The organism is Haloferula sp. A504, from assembly GCF_044385805.1.
GTDB lineage: Bacteria > Verrucomicrobiota > Verrucomicrobiia > Verrucomicrobiales > Akkermansiaceae > Haloferula.
Genome location: NZ_JBISBU010000032.1, coordinates 23,892 through 39,023, shown reverse-complemented (window position 1 = coordinate 39,023; position 15,132 = coordinate 23,892). Strand labels below are relative to the sequence as shown.

At 65.4% G+C, this 15,132-nt stretch carries 7 protein-coding genes; 5 read left to right on the top strand and 2 right to left on the bottom strand.

Annotated elements, in window-relative coordinates:
* Window positions 1-4: 4 nt before the first annotated feature.
* Together ACG2LG_RS14730 and ACG2LG_RS14725 are read left to right on the top strand one after the other, a co-directional pair.
* Window positions 5-3,727, top strand: coding sequence for a DUF6288 domain-containing protein (locus ACG2LG_RS14730; RefSeq protein ID WP_396260179.1), 3,723 nt, complete (start codon window positions 5-7; stop codon window positions 3,725-3,727).
* The gene (locus ACG2LG_RS14725; RefSeq protein ID WP_396260178.1) at window positions 3,724-4,542 is read left to right on the top strand and encodes a hypothetical protein; all 819 of its coding nucleotides are present in this window, start codon (window positions 3,724-3,726) and stop codon (window positions 4,540-4,542) included. Before ACG2LG_RS14730 ends, ACG2LG_RS14725 begins: the two co-directional genes overlap by 4 nt.
* Window positions 4,543-4,551: 9 nt before the next feature.
* On the opposite strand, the gene ACG2LG_RS14720 is transcribed toward ACG2LG_RS14725, so the two are convergent.
* On the bottom strand, window positions 4,552-5,274 hold the full coding sequence (locus ACG2LG_RS14720) for a hypothetical protein (protein WP_396260176.1): 723 nt from the start codon (window positions 5,272-5,274) through the stop codon (window positions 4,552-4,554).
* A 34-nt stretch (window positions 5,275-5,308) separates the two neighbouring features.
* Complete coding sequence (locus ACG2LG_RS14715; protein WP_396260174.1) at window positions 5,309-8,971, bottom strand: hypothetical protein; 3,663 nt, start codon at window positions 8,969-8,971, stop codon at window positions 5,309-5,311.
* 199 nt (window positions 8,972-9,170) lie between these two features.
* On the opposite strand from ACG2LG_RS14715, the gene ACG2LG_RS14710 reads away from it, so the two are divergent.
* Genes ACG2LG_RS14710 through ACG2LG_RS14700 form a run of 3 tightly spaced genes read left to right on the top strand, consistent with a single transcriptional unit; the run spans window position 9,171 to window position 14,784 of the window.
* On the top strand, window positions 9,171-13,058 hold the full coding sequence (locus ACG2LG_RS14710) for a family 20 glycosylhydrolase (RefSeq protein ID WP_396260172.1): 3,888 nt from the start codon (window positions 9,171-9,173) through the stop codon (window positions 13,056-13,058).
* Window positions 13,055-13,870 (top strand): PIG-L deacetylase family protein, encoded by an 816-nt coding sequence (locus ACG2LG_RS14705; protein WP_396260171.1) that lies wholly within the window; start codon window positions 13,055-13,057, stop codon window positions 13,868-13,870. Before ACG2LG_RS14710 ends, ACG2LG_RS14705 begins: the two co-directional genes overlap by 4 nt.
* A complete protein-coding gene (locus ACG2LG_RS14700; protein WP_396260170.1) occupies window positions 13,867-14,784 on the top strand; it encodes a proline dehydrogenase family protein in 918 nt (305 codons plus the stop codon). Before ACG2LG_RS14705 ends, ACG2LG_RS14700 begins: the two co-directional genes overlap by 4 nt.
* Window positions 14,785-15,132: the final 348 nt, after the last annotated feature.

The following is a 15,132-nucleotide window of genomic DNA, read 5'->3' as shown; positions in this document are numbered from 1 at the left end:
AAGCATGAAGACACGCTGCCCGAAATGCGATGAGTCGGTTGAGATTGATCCCTCGTGGGTGGGTCGACACGGCCGCTGTGCGGCTTGTGGCGAAAAGTTCCTGATCGAGGCCGCAGAGTCTTCGCCATCCGCCACCGCGAGGACGGGCGCCGCGCCGTCGTCGGGGCGCAAGAGCCCGGCGGCCGGAACCCTGTGGGGGGCTGTCGTCGCCTGTGGTGCCTTGATACTCGTCGTGGCGTGGTTGATTCAGAATCGGCACCCTCGCCCCGAGCCGTCGGAGGCGACGGCGGAGTCATCCACGACGGTAGCGCAGCCGGGCGGGGTCGATTTCGCGGCTACTGCCGATGGCGGAACAACCGTCGCCCCGGTCGTCAATCCGGGGCCGGCACCGCTCACCGTGACCTTTCCGGTCATCCGCGAGTTCGAGCAGGTCGACATCCGCGCCTACCGCGAAAAATATCCGGACGTGCATATGGGCTGGATGCCGCAGGCCGCGGACCAGGCCGAGGAGGCGAAACGCTGGGGTCATTGGCTCGGGCCGATCGGGGTGCGGGTGCGCTCGCACGTGCCCCAGTGGCAGGGTCGCCCGGCCTTCGCGGCTCTGGTTCCGAAGGTGATCCAGTCCCAGACCGGCGAATTGGCGCTGGCGGCGGCCGAGGTGGTCTCGGTGGCGGAAGGTTCACCGGCCGACGGGCATCTCCGGGAGGGCGATCTGATTGTCGGGATCGACGGCGAGTTCCTGAAGTCCGGCAACGCCTATCGGCCGGATTGGGATTTCATGCACAAGGACCGCCGCGAGCTGCAGCTGATGCTCGGCGAGAAGTTGGATGAAGCTCAGGCGCGGGGCGACTTGTGGCTGACGGTGATGCGGGTTCCGCAAGGCCGCGAGGAGCCGCTGCCGGTGGCGACGCGGGAGTTGTGGCGTGGCGAGGGTGGCAACCAGTCGGTCGGCGTGCAGGAGTTCGACATCGCCGTGCCCGAAGGCGGGGTGATCACGCTCGAGAGCCACCAGTTCGACGACAACATCCACGGCGACGGGGCCATGTGGATGGATGTCGTGCTGGTTGGTGAAGATGGTGAGCGGTCTTTGTTAGAGCAACCATCCATCGGGATGCAGGCCGGCTACGGCAGTCCGTCCTTGAGTCTGGACGAGCCGCGGGAGGTCCACGGGAGGAGCTGCGCGCAATCCCTGAACCTGCACGCGACCGGGCAGGCGAGGTGGGAGTTGCCGGATGGGACCAAACGCATCAAGGGGGCCTTCGCCGCGCTCAGCTATGGCAAGGTGCAGCCGAGGATCCTGCACACCAACGCGGCGCTGCCTTTGAAGGGCATCCACGAGGAGAGCCTGGTTGAACTGCGCTTTCCGATCGGCCGCACTGGGAGCTTTGCCGAGCACTTTCCACGGGACTGCGCGAAGACGGCGTTGACGGTGGAACGCCAGGTCGACTGGCTGGCCGCGCAGCAGCGCGACGACGGCTCGTGGCCGCGGCTCGCCGGCTACACCCGCGACGGCTGGGACACCTCGTGGTGCGCGCTGGCGCTGATGTCCTCCGGCGATCCGAAGTTTGACGAGGCGGTGCGCAAGGCGGCCTATCGGGTGGCCTACCACGACGCTCCCAGCGAGTGGACCGCCGAGCGGACGATGCGGCTGATCTTCCTGAGTGAGTATTATCTGAAGACGCGGGATCCGCAGATCCTCGCCGGCATTCAGGCGGCCTACCACCAGGTGCTCGACGTCTGCAAGAATGACTTCATGGCCGGGCACAAGGTGAACGGCTTCGGCTACGGCATCGCCGGCCAGCACTACGGGACGGGGCATCTGGCGCTCGGTCTGGCATTGGCTTCGCGGACGCCGATCGCGATGGACCGGCGCACGCTGGATGGCGTGATCCGGCACGCCGGCGAAGTCTGCGTCAACGGCACCTATGCCTACGGCCGGGGAAGGCGGATGGCGCGGGACGACTCGCGTCGTCACGGCGGCGGTCACGCGATGTCCGGTCCGGGTCTGCTGGCGGTCCAGATCGGCGGTGGTCATGCGACCGCGGTGCAGGAGTTCGTCGAGCGCATGGAGGCGTCGATGGGAGACGGCGACAACTCCCACGCCACCAGTTCGCTCGCCTTCATCTTCGGCTCGCTGGCGCTGGCGGCGGCGGATGAGGAGGTGTTCCTCGAGCACATGCGGCATTTCCGCTACAAGCTGACGCTCGACGACAACTGGGAGGGGGGCTTCCTCAAGTCGGCGTTTCCGCTGGATTTCCAGGGCGGGGAAGGGGTGACCTCGGTGTGGATCCGCTCGGCCGGGACCATCCTGACCCTCAATGCGCTGAAGAAGAACCTCGCGATCACCGGCAAGCGGGAGCTGTGGAATCCCGACCGTCTCGAGGGGACGGCGGTGAGCGAGTGGGGCGGGCAGGTCCACTCATACTATCTCCGCAACTGGTGCCTGGTCCTCGAACTGCTGGGCGATCAGGCCCCGGCGGCGCTGGCTGCGGGAATCCGCGAGCTGCATGCCTTGCCCCGCGACATGGAGCTGGTCCCGGCGACCCGGAGGATCATCGGGTCCGGCGCGCCGGCGATGATCCGCGAGATTGCCGGAAACCGGAATCTCGACGATCGACGGCGGGCTTACGCAATCGAGTTGCTCTGCGGGTTGGATTTCAAAATCTACACCGCACTCAAGGAAGGCAGGCAGCAGGTCGACCTGCACGTCGCGCTGCCGCTGCAGCAACTCAACTGGCTCGATGCCGACAAGGCGGCAATGTTCCGCAACTCACCGCTGCCGTTGGTGAGCAAGGTGACGATCGAGGGTGCCAACCTGCACGAAGCGGTGGTGTTCGAAACCAAGGGAAGCGAGGGTTTCGACCTGGATCAGGGCGTGCGAAAGTTCGGCGTCACCCATGCTCTCAAGGATCCGTCGCTCACCGGGTTCGAAGGCGTTGCGAAGATCGCATTCGACCTGGGCGAAACGAGCGTGAGCTACGAACGCCTCCTGAGATTCAATTTCGAGTTCGCCCATTCGAATCACGTCAACCTGCGGCGCCTGCAGCTGCGACTCCGCTTCGCTCCGCGGCCGTTTTTCCAGACGCAGCCCCTGATGATCGCGGGCATTCCCTTCGACTGCATGTATCCGGCCGAACGCATGATGGAAATCCAGGGTCCGGGGGAGGGTGTGGATGTGGTGGCCCACGAGGGCGACGCCGTGCTGGTGGACCTTGCGAGTGAGAACTTCATCTGTCCCTGGGTCCATGCCCTGAAGATCGAATCGCCGACCCAGGTGGAGATCCTCAAGGCGCGCGAACACCGCATGATCATCGGCACCCACGCGGGGGAGTGGGAGGCATTCCACGACTTCTCGAATGCGACCCAGGCGCGGATCGGCGCGGTGGATTCGCGGGCGGTCGTCGAGTTCGACTTCGGGTCCGACGTCACCGCCAACGGCCTGGACGCGAGCTTTCCCGGAACGCAGTTCATGCGCATCTGGTATCACGACGGCGCGGCGTGGATTCCCGTGGTGTGGGACAACTACTCGGTCGGCACGGGTCATCACCCCGTCTTTCCCGACATCACGGCGCAAAGGTGGCGGGTCGAGTTCGCGCACGGCGGAGAGCTGCCGGTCGCGACGCTTCGCTTCTATCACAATCCCAACACGCGGATGGTGCGGGACGCGCATCCGCAGATGAAGGATCCCGCCGCCCTGCCGCCGATCGAACCCGGACCGGACGCGTGAAGGCCTGGCTGATGCCGATGATGGCGTGCGGGCTGTTCTTGGCATGCGATCGCCATGCTTCCCGCGACGAGGGCAAGGCGCGGTCGGTGGAGGCTGTCCCGGCGAGCGAGATGCTGCTCCGGGAATTTCCACTGCTGCCGGTGGCCGAGAAAAAACGCTGGGCCCGGCTTCAGGAGGCGGAGGCCGTGCGACCGGTCACAAATGAGAGCCGGGAGCAGGTGGATGAGTTGGTCGAGGAACTGCGCCGGTTGCATCCCTTCTCATCGGACGGGGATGGCTTCGAGCTGGGCGGGATCCGCTACGACGCGACGAGTCGCACCTTTCGCCTGCCGGCGCGTGTCTGTTACCCGGATGAAGGTGACGAGCGCCATCCGGGTGAGCTCGAGGTCATGCTCTGCACGGAGCGGGGCCGGGTCCACGAGACCCTGTTCGTGACAGAGGTCCGACCACTGCATCTGGAACTTCTGCTCCACCTTGCCGGTTGTCGGAAGGGAGTGAGCCGATTCACGGCCCGCATCGTCCCCGCCTCGGGCGAGCGAGTTGCGGTCAGGGAAATGGTCCGGCGGATGGACGGCCGCGAATGGACAGAACCGGTCGAGTGGGAATTCAGTGGGAGCGGCTTCGACGATCTGTACGCCCCGGACCTCAGCGGGGATTTCGCCATCTTCTGGCACGCGCACGACTCGGTGCTGCGGGTCGCCGATGAGGAAATCGGTGCCGGCATGGTGAAGCTGAAGCCGGTGCGGCATCCCGCGCTCGCCAACGGCGATTCCGTGGCGCTCGAATTCACCGTGGTGGCGAGGGAACCGCGGTGATTCCGGCCATCAGGACCCGGGTTCCGACGGCGCGAAGTCCACCAGGGTCCGGGCGGCGAAGGGTGCGTCCGGCGAGGATTCGGAAGGATGGAAGAACATGAACATGCGCTTGTCGGTGCGGTTCTTCATCATCGAGGAATAGATGATATGACCGTTCCTGTCCTGGCCCTCGGCGGCGACGCGCAGCCAGACATTGAGTTTGGAGGGCCCCAACTCCTTGAAGTGCCCATGCCCGCCCGGCTCGAGCAGGATGCCGGTCTCGTCGAGTTTGGCGAACAGCCGCACCTTGGTGAGGTTGACGAGTTGATAGCTGCCGAAGGGAAAGGTCGACGGGTCGAGATCGTAGACCTTGTAGCGGGTGGTGCCTTCATCTTCGGGGAAGATCATGACGAGCGGTTCGCGGACTGCCGGGGGCACCTTGACCTCGATCAGCGGTTGCCAGAGGGTTTCGCCATCCATTTCCAATTGGGCGCAGAGGGCGATCGGCTTGCCGCGGGTAAAGGGAATCTCGGCGGAGTAGCCGAGGTCGAGCAGGTCGAGCTTGATGTAGCGTTCGTCCCTTCCGGGGGAAGCGCCGGGGTTTTCGACATGGAGGTCCTTTCCGGTCCAGTCGCCCCACACCGTGAAGCGGGCGGTGGGGCGATTCTCGTCGGATTCCTGGGCCCGGCTGGCGTGGGTGGTGGCGACGAGCAGGCCGAGCGTGCAAAGGATGAGGGGAAGTCCCGGTTTCATGGGCGTGGGTGGGGCGGCGGATGAGAGGGGAGTGTCAGACTTCGGACGGGCTGAGCCAGCGGAAATCGGTCATGATGAACTGGCGTCCGAAGGTCCGGTTCTGCTTGGGAAAGTCCGGATTGGAGCGCCACGGGCGGACGACCAGGTCGCCGGCGGGATCGGAGCCGGAGTAGGAGGGATCGGTGATGGTGGGCTCGAGATCGGTCGGCTCCGTCCACCTCGGGGTGCGCTGCAGGGTGGCCTCGCACCACGCCCGGGCCCGGACCCCGCCGGATGAATCCCGCGATTCGCCGTAGGCGCGGATGATGAAGGTGTCCGAGCGGGCGCGCAGGTTGGACCCGAGCGCGCTGAGGATGTCCGCCTGCATCACGTAGCCGGGCGTGCCGACGTAGGTGCTGAAGGACCGGCTATCGCCGGCGACCTCGTAACGCCGGTGTTCGATGTTGTTGGCGGACACCGGGTTTGAGACGGCCGGTCGGTCGTTGAGCCCCGCCTTCTCGATGGCCGCCTGGAGCGCGCCGAGCACGCCGACATCGGTGCCGGCCGAACCTTTGCCGTCGTCGAGCCGCCGGTTGACGAAGTCGGCCAAGCCCATGAACGGCCCCCGCTCGCGGACCTGCTCGACCATCGCTTCGGCGAGTGCCTCGACTTGTCCGTCGCTGAGGTTGTGGAATCCGCCTTCCCAGAGGTTCGAGGCCTCCGCGGTCGGGAGGGTGAAACGGCTGAACGCGTTGTCGGCTTCCTCGGTCCTCGGGGTGCCGTCCCCGGAGTAGGTGATGGTGGCGGCGCGGAGGGTCGAGAACACGGCGCGCCACGCGCGCTCGGAGGTCGAGTTGACGTTGAAGCCGCCCTCCACGGAGAGATGGGCGGCGAGCTTCGCGTAATCCTTCAACTCCTCGCGACGGGTGGCCGAGTAGGACGGATCGAAAAGGATCATGCGCGGATTCATGAGCGGATGGCTTTCATCCGGGTCGGCGGCGAGCAGGGCGTCCACCGCGGCGTCCTGGCTCGGGTAAGGTTGTTGCGCGCCGGTGAGCGGCAGGGTCGATTCGCCCCAGTTCATGCCGGAGAAGAAATAGCGGTCCCACAGCATCTCGTTGCCGGCCCAGGCCATGTCGGCGAGGGTCTGGAGCTGGCTGAAGTCGGTGTGGGCGTTGGCCACGCGGCCGCGCCGGGTGATGATCGACGTGCGGTCCGCGATGCCGGGGTGGGCGAAGGAATTGCCGAGCATCAGCGAGCCGCCGCTGCCGGTGAGCGAGAAGTCCGCGTGCTGGAGCTGGGCGGGGGAGGTGAGCGGCAGCTGCGGCACTTCGTAGAGCACCACCCGGGTGGAACCGCTCAGGGCGGTGTGGCTGTCTCCCCAGTAGCCGTTGCCGTCGGGGTTGGCGACGAGCTGCAGCTCGGAAATGTCGCCGATCGGGACCACTCGGGAGTCCCAGATCGGCGAAGTGCGCTGTCCGCCGTCGTAGTCGCGCGTGTCGAAGGCCTGGCCGCGCGGGTTGAACCAGAACACCGGGGTGTCCGAGCGCGCGGTCTTCATCTTGATGTCGAGGGCGGCGATGGCCTGAGGTCCCGAGGCTTCCCTCGGAATCTGGTTGGTGTTGAGCGACCGGCGGATCTCGATCGGGCCTTCGGGTCCGTTGTTTCCCCGGGCATACCCGATCTTGGTGATGTGGGGGTCGTCGAAGCTGTCGTTCTCCGAGAACATGTTCACCGGGGGAATGTGGGTCATCACGTCCCTGGCACCTCCATCGTGGTCCTTTGCGTAATGGAGATGAACGGTGAACATGTCCTGCTCCGGGCCGTCGTTGCCGGTGATCTCGAACTCGACGATGCTCCCGTCCTTCGGTTTCACCTGCCACTTGTTGTTCTGGGAGTAGAAATAGTAGAGCCCGGCATCCTCGCTGTAGGCGAACTGCCCGGTCACCCGGTTGATCTGGTTGCGGATGATGTCCTGGCGGCCGGTCTTGACCGGGCTGATCACCTTTACCTCGCCGGGTTGCAGCACCCAGGCGTCCTGGCCGGGGGGCGGGGGAATGCGGAAGATGAACGAGCCCTGGTTGTAGAAGTTCTGGGAGAAGTAGTCCCCCAGCGGGGCTTCCCGTTGTTGTCCGCTGGCGCGGTCGGTGAAACGGATGCGCCCGCCGAACAGGTTGATCTTCGCCGTGAACATCCCGATCGACTGGAACGAGATGGGCACGTTGTAGGGGTTGACCAGTTCCAGGTAGGGGTCGAAGGCGATGCCGAGGCTCCAGTCCTCCTCGCTGGGCGTGGGAATCTGCAGCACGCTGAAGGTGATGGTGAGGCGGCTGACCAGCGGCATCAGGCGCGGCGAGCGGGCATGGATCATTCCGTCGGCGGAATCGTTGTCGAAACCTCCCCGCGGCTTGTCGAGGTAGTTGAGGTCCATGTAGAAGCCGCGATTGGCGCGGCCGTAGAAGCGGGCGACCCCCGGGTGGTAGAAGAACGGCGGGGAGGCTCCGGGGCCCTGGTAGGTCTTGGCATACGAGTGGGGGAGGAAGCCGCGGGCCGCGAAGCTCTTGGGTCCGGTCGGCGGATAGGCCCGCCGCCACGAGCCGGCGCTGTCCCACTCGCGCTTGTAGAGCCGGTAGTGGTTGCGCAGCAGGTCCCAAGTGGGGCCGCGGAAGATCGAGCTGCCGTTCTTGATTTCGGCAAGGTAGCCGAGACTGCTGCGTTCCCGGTCGCCGTAGAACTTCGGATCGCGGTAGCGGCGGCTCAGGTCGTTGTAGCCAGGGGTCCGGTTCCGTTCGTTGGTGCCGTGGAACTCCTCCAGGCGATGAAATTCCCGATCCTCCAGTTCAAAGGCCGTCGAGAGATCCCGCGCGAGTCCGCCGAGGCGGGCATCCGTGAGCAACGAAAGCGAAAGCGGCGCGTAGTCGTGGAAGACCTGCCTCGCCGTGCCCGGACCATGCGCCACGTCCATGGTGAGCACGGACGTGGCCCCCTTGCGCACCTGGTCACCCGTGAGTTCGGGATATGTGTCCAGTGCCGGGATTCCGGCGGCCTCGATGCCCACCCGGGTCATCGTGGCCAGCTGGCTGGCCTCGCTCCAGGGATCACGTTCACCATGCTCCGCGACGCCGTAGCTGGCCTTCACTCCCTGGTCTCCAACCCAGTAGGCGTAGCCACCGCGAGTCCGTTCGCTGCCGTCGCCGAGCGTGACGAGCCGGGCCTTGACCTCGTCATCCGGGCTTGCCTCGGCGCTGCCCTTGCCCACGAGCGTGACCGCTTCGCCGGGGACCACGGGTTGTTCAGCGCTCTCCGGGGCGGCCGGGCGCGCGGGATCGAGTTGGGAATCGGAGACCAGCCAGCCGAGGAACTCACGCTGATTCGGCTTGGAGGGATCCCAGTCCTCGGTCGACCAGACACCGCTCCAGTGACGCTTCCCCGGGGCGGGTTGATCCAGCAGCCCTGCGGTCGCAGTGATCCGCTGGTCATGCCCGGACAATTTCTGAAGCTGTCCGATGGCCATCACCAGCCCCAGTCGAGCATTGGCCCGGGCTTCGGAAGCGGCGGATTCCTGCTGGGACGAGCGCAGCGAGACCGACGACAAAGACAGCAGCCCGACACCGATCATTACGAGCAAAAGCATCATCATGACGGTGGCCACCAGGGCGAAGCCGCGAGGCCGCCGCTTTCCGCCGCCGAGTCGGGACGGAAATTCAGTGCGTGGCATGCCGCAACTCATGCTCTTCAATTTTTGGAGGTCATGAATGGAATCAAACATCGGGTGCCTCTCGGGCGTCTGGAATGAACTTGAATAGGTGATCACTTTGTCCATGCAAGTCTGGGGAGCAAGGAAGGGCTACTGGTTGGTCTTCATGACCAGTCGGTTCCGGGATGGATTTGGGCGTGGTGCTGCGTTTAGTCGCGGCATGAAACGGCGCATTTGCTTCACCCTGCTGGGAATGACGGCATTGGCTTCCGGCGTGGAGTCCTTCGAGGACTATCCGGCCGGGGCCTTCGAGACCCTGAACACGCCGCTGGGGACCTGGTCGGCGGGTTCCGGTCAGGCGGAGGTCCACCAGGGCCACGCGAAGGCGGGCAACCAGTCCCTGCGGTTGCCCGGCGGCGGCGAGCAGGCTTTGGAGTTGGAGTTGGCCGGAGCACTGACCAAGCCTTCGCGGCTGTCGTTCTGGGCCGAGCGCTGGACCGCGCGCAAACCCTTCCTTTTCCGGATCGATGCGGCGGGGCCAGGGGGTGACTACGAAGAAGTCTGGAACGGCGACGGGGCGGTCAAGGTCGGCGGATTCCTGACGCCGGTCGAGGTGCCGCTGGAGGCCGGCGTTTCGAGGCTGCGGATCCGCTGCAACGCTCCGGAAAAGTCGGGCGTGATGCTGGATCTGCTGAAGCTCGAGGAGGAGAAGCCGATGCGACTGCTGGAGGTCGATGTCGCCCAACCGGTGGTCCCCGTGCTCAAACGCAAGGCGATCAATCCGGTGCTCGGACTGCGGGTGTCGACCGAAGGCAACCTGAAGCCGCTGAAGCTTGAGGCGGTCGAGGTGGAGATGGAGGGGACGACGCGTCCGGAGGACCTTGCCGCCATCGAACTGGTGCCGGGCGATGAGGATCCGAGCGGTGGATGGGGCGACCCCTTCGGCGATGCCGGCCGTGGTCCGAAGGCGGTGTTTGCCGGCGACGCGGAGCTTTCCGGCGGTGACAACTGGTGGTGGGTGTCGGTTCGGCTCAAGGACGATGCCGACATCGACGGTCGGGTCGATGCCCGGGTGACGCGGGTGAAAATTTCGGGCAAGGTGATCGACGTGGTTGCCGGGTCGGCACCGGGCGCCCAGCGCATCGGGGTGGCGCTGCGGCAGCACGGCGACGACGGGTCGAAGGCCTACCGGATTCCCGGCATGGTTCGAACCAAGGAGGGCACGCTGATTGCGGTTTATGACATTCGTTACGACGGCGGTCGCGACCTGCCCGGGAACATTGACGTGGGCGCCTCGCGCTCGACCGACGGGGGCCGCTCTTGGGAGCCGATGCGGGTGGCGATGGACATGGGCCCGGGTGGTGGCGACGGCGTGGGCGACCCCTGCGTGTTCGTCGATCGCGTGACCGGGCGGATCTGGATCGCGGCCCTCTGGAGTCATGGCAATCGCGCATGGCACGGATCCGGGCCGGGGCTGGAGCCGGACGAGACGGGTCAGCTCGTCATGGTCCACAGCGACGACGACGGCAGGACCTGGTCGAAGCCGCGCAACATCACCCGGGAGGTCAAGGACCCGGCCTGGAGGTTGTTGCTCAACGGCCCGGGAACCGGAATCACCATGAAGGATGGGACTCTCGTGTTTCCCGCACAATACCGCGCGGCCGACGGCAAGCCGTGGTCGACCATGATCTGGTCGAAGGACCGCGGGGAAACCTGGAAAATCGGCACCGGCGTGAAGAGCGACACCACCGAGGCGCAACTGGTGGAGCTGGAAGACGGGGTGATCATGATCAACTGCCGCGACAATCGTGGCGGTTCGCGGACGGTGGCGACGACGAAGGACCTCGGGGCAAGCTGGCAGCTTCACCCGACTGACCGCAAGGCACTGCCGGAAAGCATCTGCATGGCGAGCCTGTTGAAGTGGGACGTGCCGGGCGGGGACGAAACCCTGTTCTTTTCCAACCCGGCGACGACGAGCGGCCGACACACGATGACGGTCAAGGTTTCCGAGGACCTGGGGATGAGCTGGCCGGAGTCGATGCACACGCTCTACGACAAGCGGAGCGGTGCGGGTTACTCCTGCCTGGCACCGGCGGACGACGCCCACCTTGGGATTCTCTACGAGGGTCCCGTGGAGATCTACTTCCTGCGCATCCCGGTGGACGAGCTACTCGAAAGGGACGAGGGGGGTGCCTTCGATCCCGGCAGTGGCGCGCGTCGGAATGCCCCCGCGACCCTGGTGCCCCTGCCGCGCGAGATCGAGTGGGGTGGGGGAAAGCTCGAGCCCGGGGGGTGGTCGGTGAAGGCTTCGGGGGATCTTGGCCGGGCCTCTCGTCTGTTAGATCGCATGCCCGTGGGTGAGGTGGAGCTGGCGGTTTTCCTGGGGCCGGTGGCCGGTGGATCGGAGGCGTATGAAATGGCGGTCGACGAGAGCGGCGTGCGCTTGGTTGGAGCGAGCGATCTCGGCCTGCTGCGCGGCCTTTCCACCCTCCAGCAACTGACGGCCGAGGGCGAGCTGCCCTTCGTCCACGTCCACGACTGGCCGGCCTTTCCGGTGCGCGGGTTCATGCACGATGTCGGTCGGAACTTCCAGGAGGTCGAAACGATCGAGCGCTTCATCGGGACGATGGCCTCGCTCAAGATGAACGTCTTCCACTGGCACCTGACCGATTACCCGGGCTACCGCATCGAGTCGAAGCGGCATCCGGTGCTGAATGAAAAGTCGTCCTACCGTCAGACCCGCCAGCCGGGGCGCTTCTACACCTTCGAGCAGATCCGTGGGTTGTTCCGCAAGGCCCATGCGCTCGGCGTGGAAGTGCTGCCCGAGATCGACATGCCGGGCCACAGCGAGTATTTCAACACGGCCTTCGGTTTCGGCATGCAGGACCCGCGCGGGATGGAGATCTGTGCCGACCTGCTCGACGAGTTCTGTGACGAGGTGATCGTGCCGCTGCGCAAGGAGGGCGTGTCGATCCCGCGCTTTCACCTCGGCTCGGACGAGGTGCGGATCACGAACGCGGCCTTCCTGCCGAAGATGGTGGAGGTGCTCCGCGGGCACGGGCTCGAGGTGGTCGTGTGGCGGCCGGGCGGGCTGCCGGATGCCGAGTGCATTACGCAGCTCTGGGCGAAGGGGAAGCCGGCACCGGGGGTCAGGTTTATCGACTCGGCGGTGAACTACGTGAACCACATGGATTTCCTCGATGGTCCGCCGCACGCCTTCTACTGGCAGCCGTGCTGGCGGCCGGAAGGCGATGGTCAGGCACTGGGGGCCATCCTCTGCCATTGGCCGGACATCAACACCGGTGGCGAGGAAAACATCTACACGCAAAGCCCGGTGCTGCCGGCGATGGTGGCGGCGGCGGAGCGCTTCTGGCGCGGGTTGCCGGAGGATCATCCGGATTTGTGGTCGCAGCTTCCCTCGCCGGGCGATCCGCGGCTGGAACCCTACCGGCTCTTCGAGCGCGACCTCTTGACGGTCGGTCGCCGACTGGCGCGCGAGTGGCCGTTTCCCTATCATGCCCAGACCTCGATGCGATGGCGGGTCATCGGGCCGTTCCCGCACGGGGGAGATACGACGAAGACGTTTCCTCCCGAGTCGATGGAGCGGCTCGGCCCGGTCGTGCATGAGGGGATTTCGTATGAACCGTTCGAGGTCGCGGGCGGCACAATTCACTTCAGGAACTTCTTCGGGCTGGGAGGCGTGCTTCCCGGCGCTCCCACGGAAGGGACGGCCTACGCCGAAACCCGAGTCTGGTCGGACGAGGCGCGGGAAATCCCGTGTTGGATCGGTTTCAACACACCTTCGACCTCGGACCGCCGCGCCGGGCCGATGATCTCCGGCAAGTGGAGCCACGAGGACGGGCGGGTGTGGGTGAACGGCGAGGAGCTCGAGCCGCCCCGCTGGGAGAACGAAGGGTACATGCCGGCAAAAACCGCACGGGACGAGCGGCCGTTCGTGAACGAGGGCTACGCCTATCGCGAGCCTGCCCTGGTGAAGCTCGACAAGGGCTGGAACCGCGTGCTCGTGAAGGCGCCGAAAACCTCGAAGGGCTGGAAGTGGATGTTCACCTTTCTTCCGCTGGAAGATGACCTGAAGATCGAGCCGTGAAGGTCGCGAGGTTCGGAATCGATGCGGGTCCGTGGGACGCCCCACGCCGCTGGCTGGTGCTGGCGCCGCATCCGGATGACTTCGAGGTGGTGGCCGTGACCATGCGGTGCTTGTTAGAGCGTGGCTGCGAGTTGTTTCTCGAGGTTCTCACCGGTGGTGCGAGCGGCGTGGAGGACGTCTTTGCCGATGGCTGGGAAGCCAAGACCGCGGCGCGTGAAGAAGAGCAGCGGGAAAGTTGCCGGCGGTTCGGGTTGCCGGAGAACAGTTTGCGATTTCATCGCCTTCCCGAGGACGAGCAGGGCCACATGCGGGACGATCGCGGCAACGAGTCGCGGGTCCGCGCCATCCTCGACCGGGTCGGGCCGGAGGCCGTGGTGTTGCCCCATGGCAGGGACAGCAACGCCGATCACCGCCGGACCTTCCGCTACTTCGAGTGTTGGCGGAACGGGCGGGAAGCGAAGCCCTTGGCCCTGCTGGTGCGCGACCCGAAGACGCTCGGCATGCGGCTCGACCTGGTCACGGTCTTCGATCAGGAGAAGGCGGCGTGGAAGGCGGAGCTGCTGCGGTGTCACCGCTCCCAACACGAGAGGAACCTGCGGAGCCGCGGCATCGGTTTTGATGAGCGAATTCTCGGCGTGAACCGGGAGATCGGAGGTGAAGTCGGGGAGGCGTATGCCGAGGGGTTCGCGCTGTTGGAAGCGCCGCTGGTATCGCCCGACCGACCGGGGCCGGAGACAGCGATGATGGAGTTGCAGCGTTTCTCCGAATTGAAGTTGGCAAGGTCCGGACGCTCCCATTCAATCCTGCCGTGAATCCCTTGGTTCGCCTGATCCCGTCGCCGCTGGTGAGGTTCTTCGCTCGGCCCTATGTTGCGGGTGACAGTATTGAACGGGCGCTCCAAGTCGCCGAAGCCCTGCAGGAACGGGGGGTGGCATCAACCCTCGACCTGCTGGCCGAGGCGATCGAGACGCCGGAGATCGCCGAGCGCAATCAGGCGACCTATCTTGAGATGATCGATGCGGTCGCTTCGCGTTTTCCAGATCCTGCGAGCCGGCCGTCGCTCTCGCTCAAGCTTTCGAGTTTCACGACCGATCCGCTGGAGGATGGTGGGCACGCCGCGGGATCGGCCGAGGCCGCGCGGGTGATCGCCGCCGCCGCCCGAGAGAGGGGGGTCGCGCTGACCATCGACATGGAAAGCCGGCACTGGACCGACTTCACCCTCGACCTTGTCCATGAACTCCACGAGGCCGGACACACGCATGTCGGCACCGTGTTGCAGACCCGGCTGCGGCGCACCGGGGACGATCTCGACCGGTTGCCGCCCGGTTCACGGGTCCGGTTGGTGATCGGCATCTATCAGGAACCCGCGGAGGTGGCGCTTTCCAACAAGGAGGAGATGAAGTCGCGCATGTTGGAGTTCGGGGAGCGACTGCTCGAGCGAGGCCACTACGTCGAATTCGGCACCCACGACGAGAAGTGGATCCGTCGCTTCGTCGACCGGGTGCTGGAGTGCCACGGTCCCGAACGCTTCGAGATCCAGACCCTCTACGGCGTTCCGCGGGAGAGGATCACGGAAGAGTTGCGGCAGCGGGGTTGCATCGTGCGCCAGTATGTGCCGTTCGCGCTGGGTTGGCCGATGGCGATCGATTACCTGCGCCGCCGTCTCGACGAGTTTCCGGCGATGATGTTCCTGGTGGCGAAGAACTGGTTCGGGGCGGAATCCTGAGGGCAGGCCCAGGTTCGGGACGGTTCGGTCCGGAAAGGAGGGGCATGGAAGCCCCCGGGGCTCGAACACCCATCCTTGGGCACGATTTTGCCGGAAAAGACATGATTTACACCCTTAAAAGTCGACTTCTTTGGGCTTTCCGGTGTATGATGTTAAGAACTTTATCAAAGCCAAAACGCTAAAACGATCTGCGGGATTCGGCCAAACCACTCCCGGGAGTCACTGCAATGAGCAAGCCCTTTTCACCTTCGACGAAGCCATCCGAAACGACCACCAAGCGCACAAGTGCCCGGGGGCGTTCGACATTCAATCTCTGACTCTAACTTCTTGAGTGTTGTTTACATTGTA

Coding starts and splice junctions, on each gene's coding strand:
- ACG2LG_RS14730 (WP_396260179.1), top strand. CDS start 5: ATGAAGACACGCTGCCCGAAATGCGATGAGTCGGTTGAGATTGATCCC.
- ACG2LG_RS14720 (WP_396260176.1), bottom strand. CDS start 5,274: ATGAAACCGGGACTTCCCCTCATCCTTTGCACGCTCGGCCTGCTCGTC.
- ACG2LG_RS14715 (WP_396260174.1), bottom strand. CDS start 8,971: ATGCCACGCACTGAATTTCCGTCCCGACTCGGCGGCGGAAAGCGGCGG.
- ACG2LG_RS14710 (WP_396260172.1), top strand. CDS start 9,171: ATGAAACGGCGCATTTGCTTCACCCTGCTGGGAATGACGGCATTGGCT.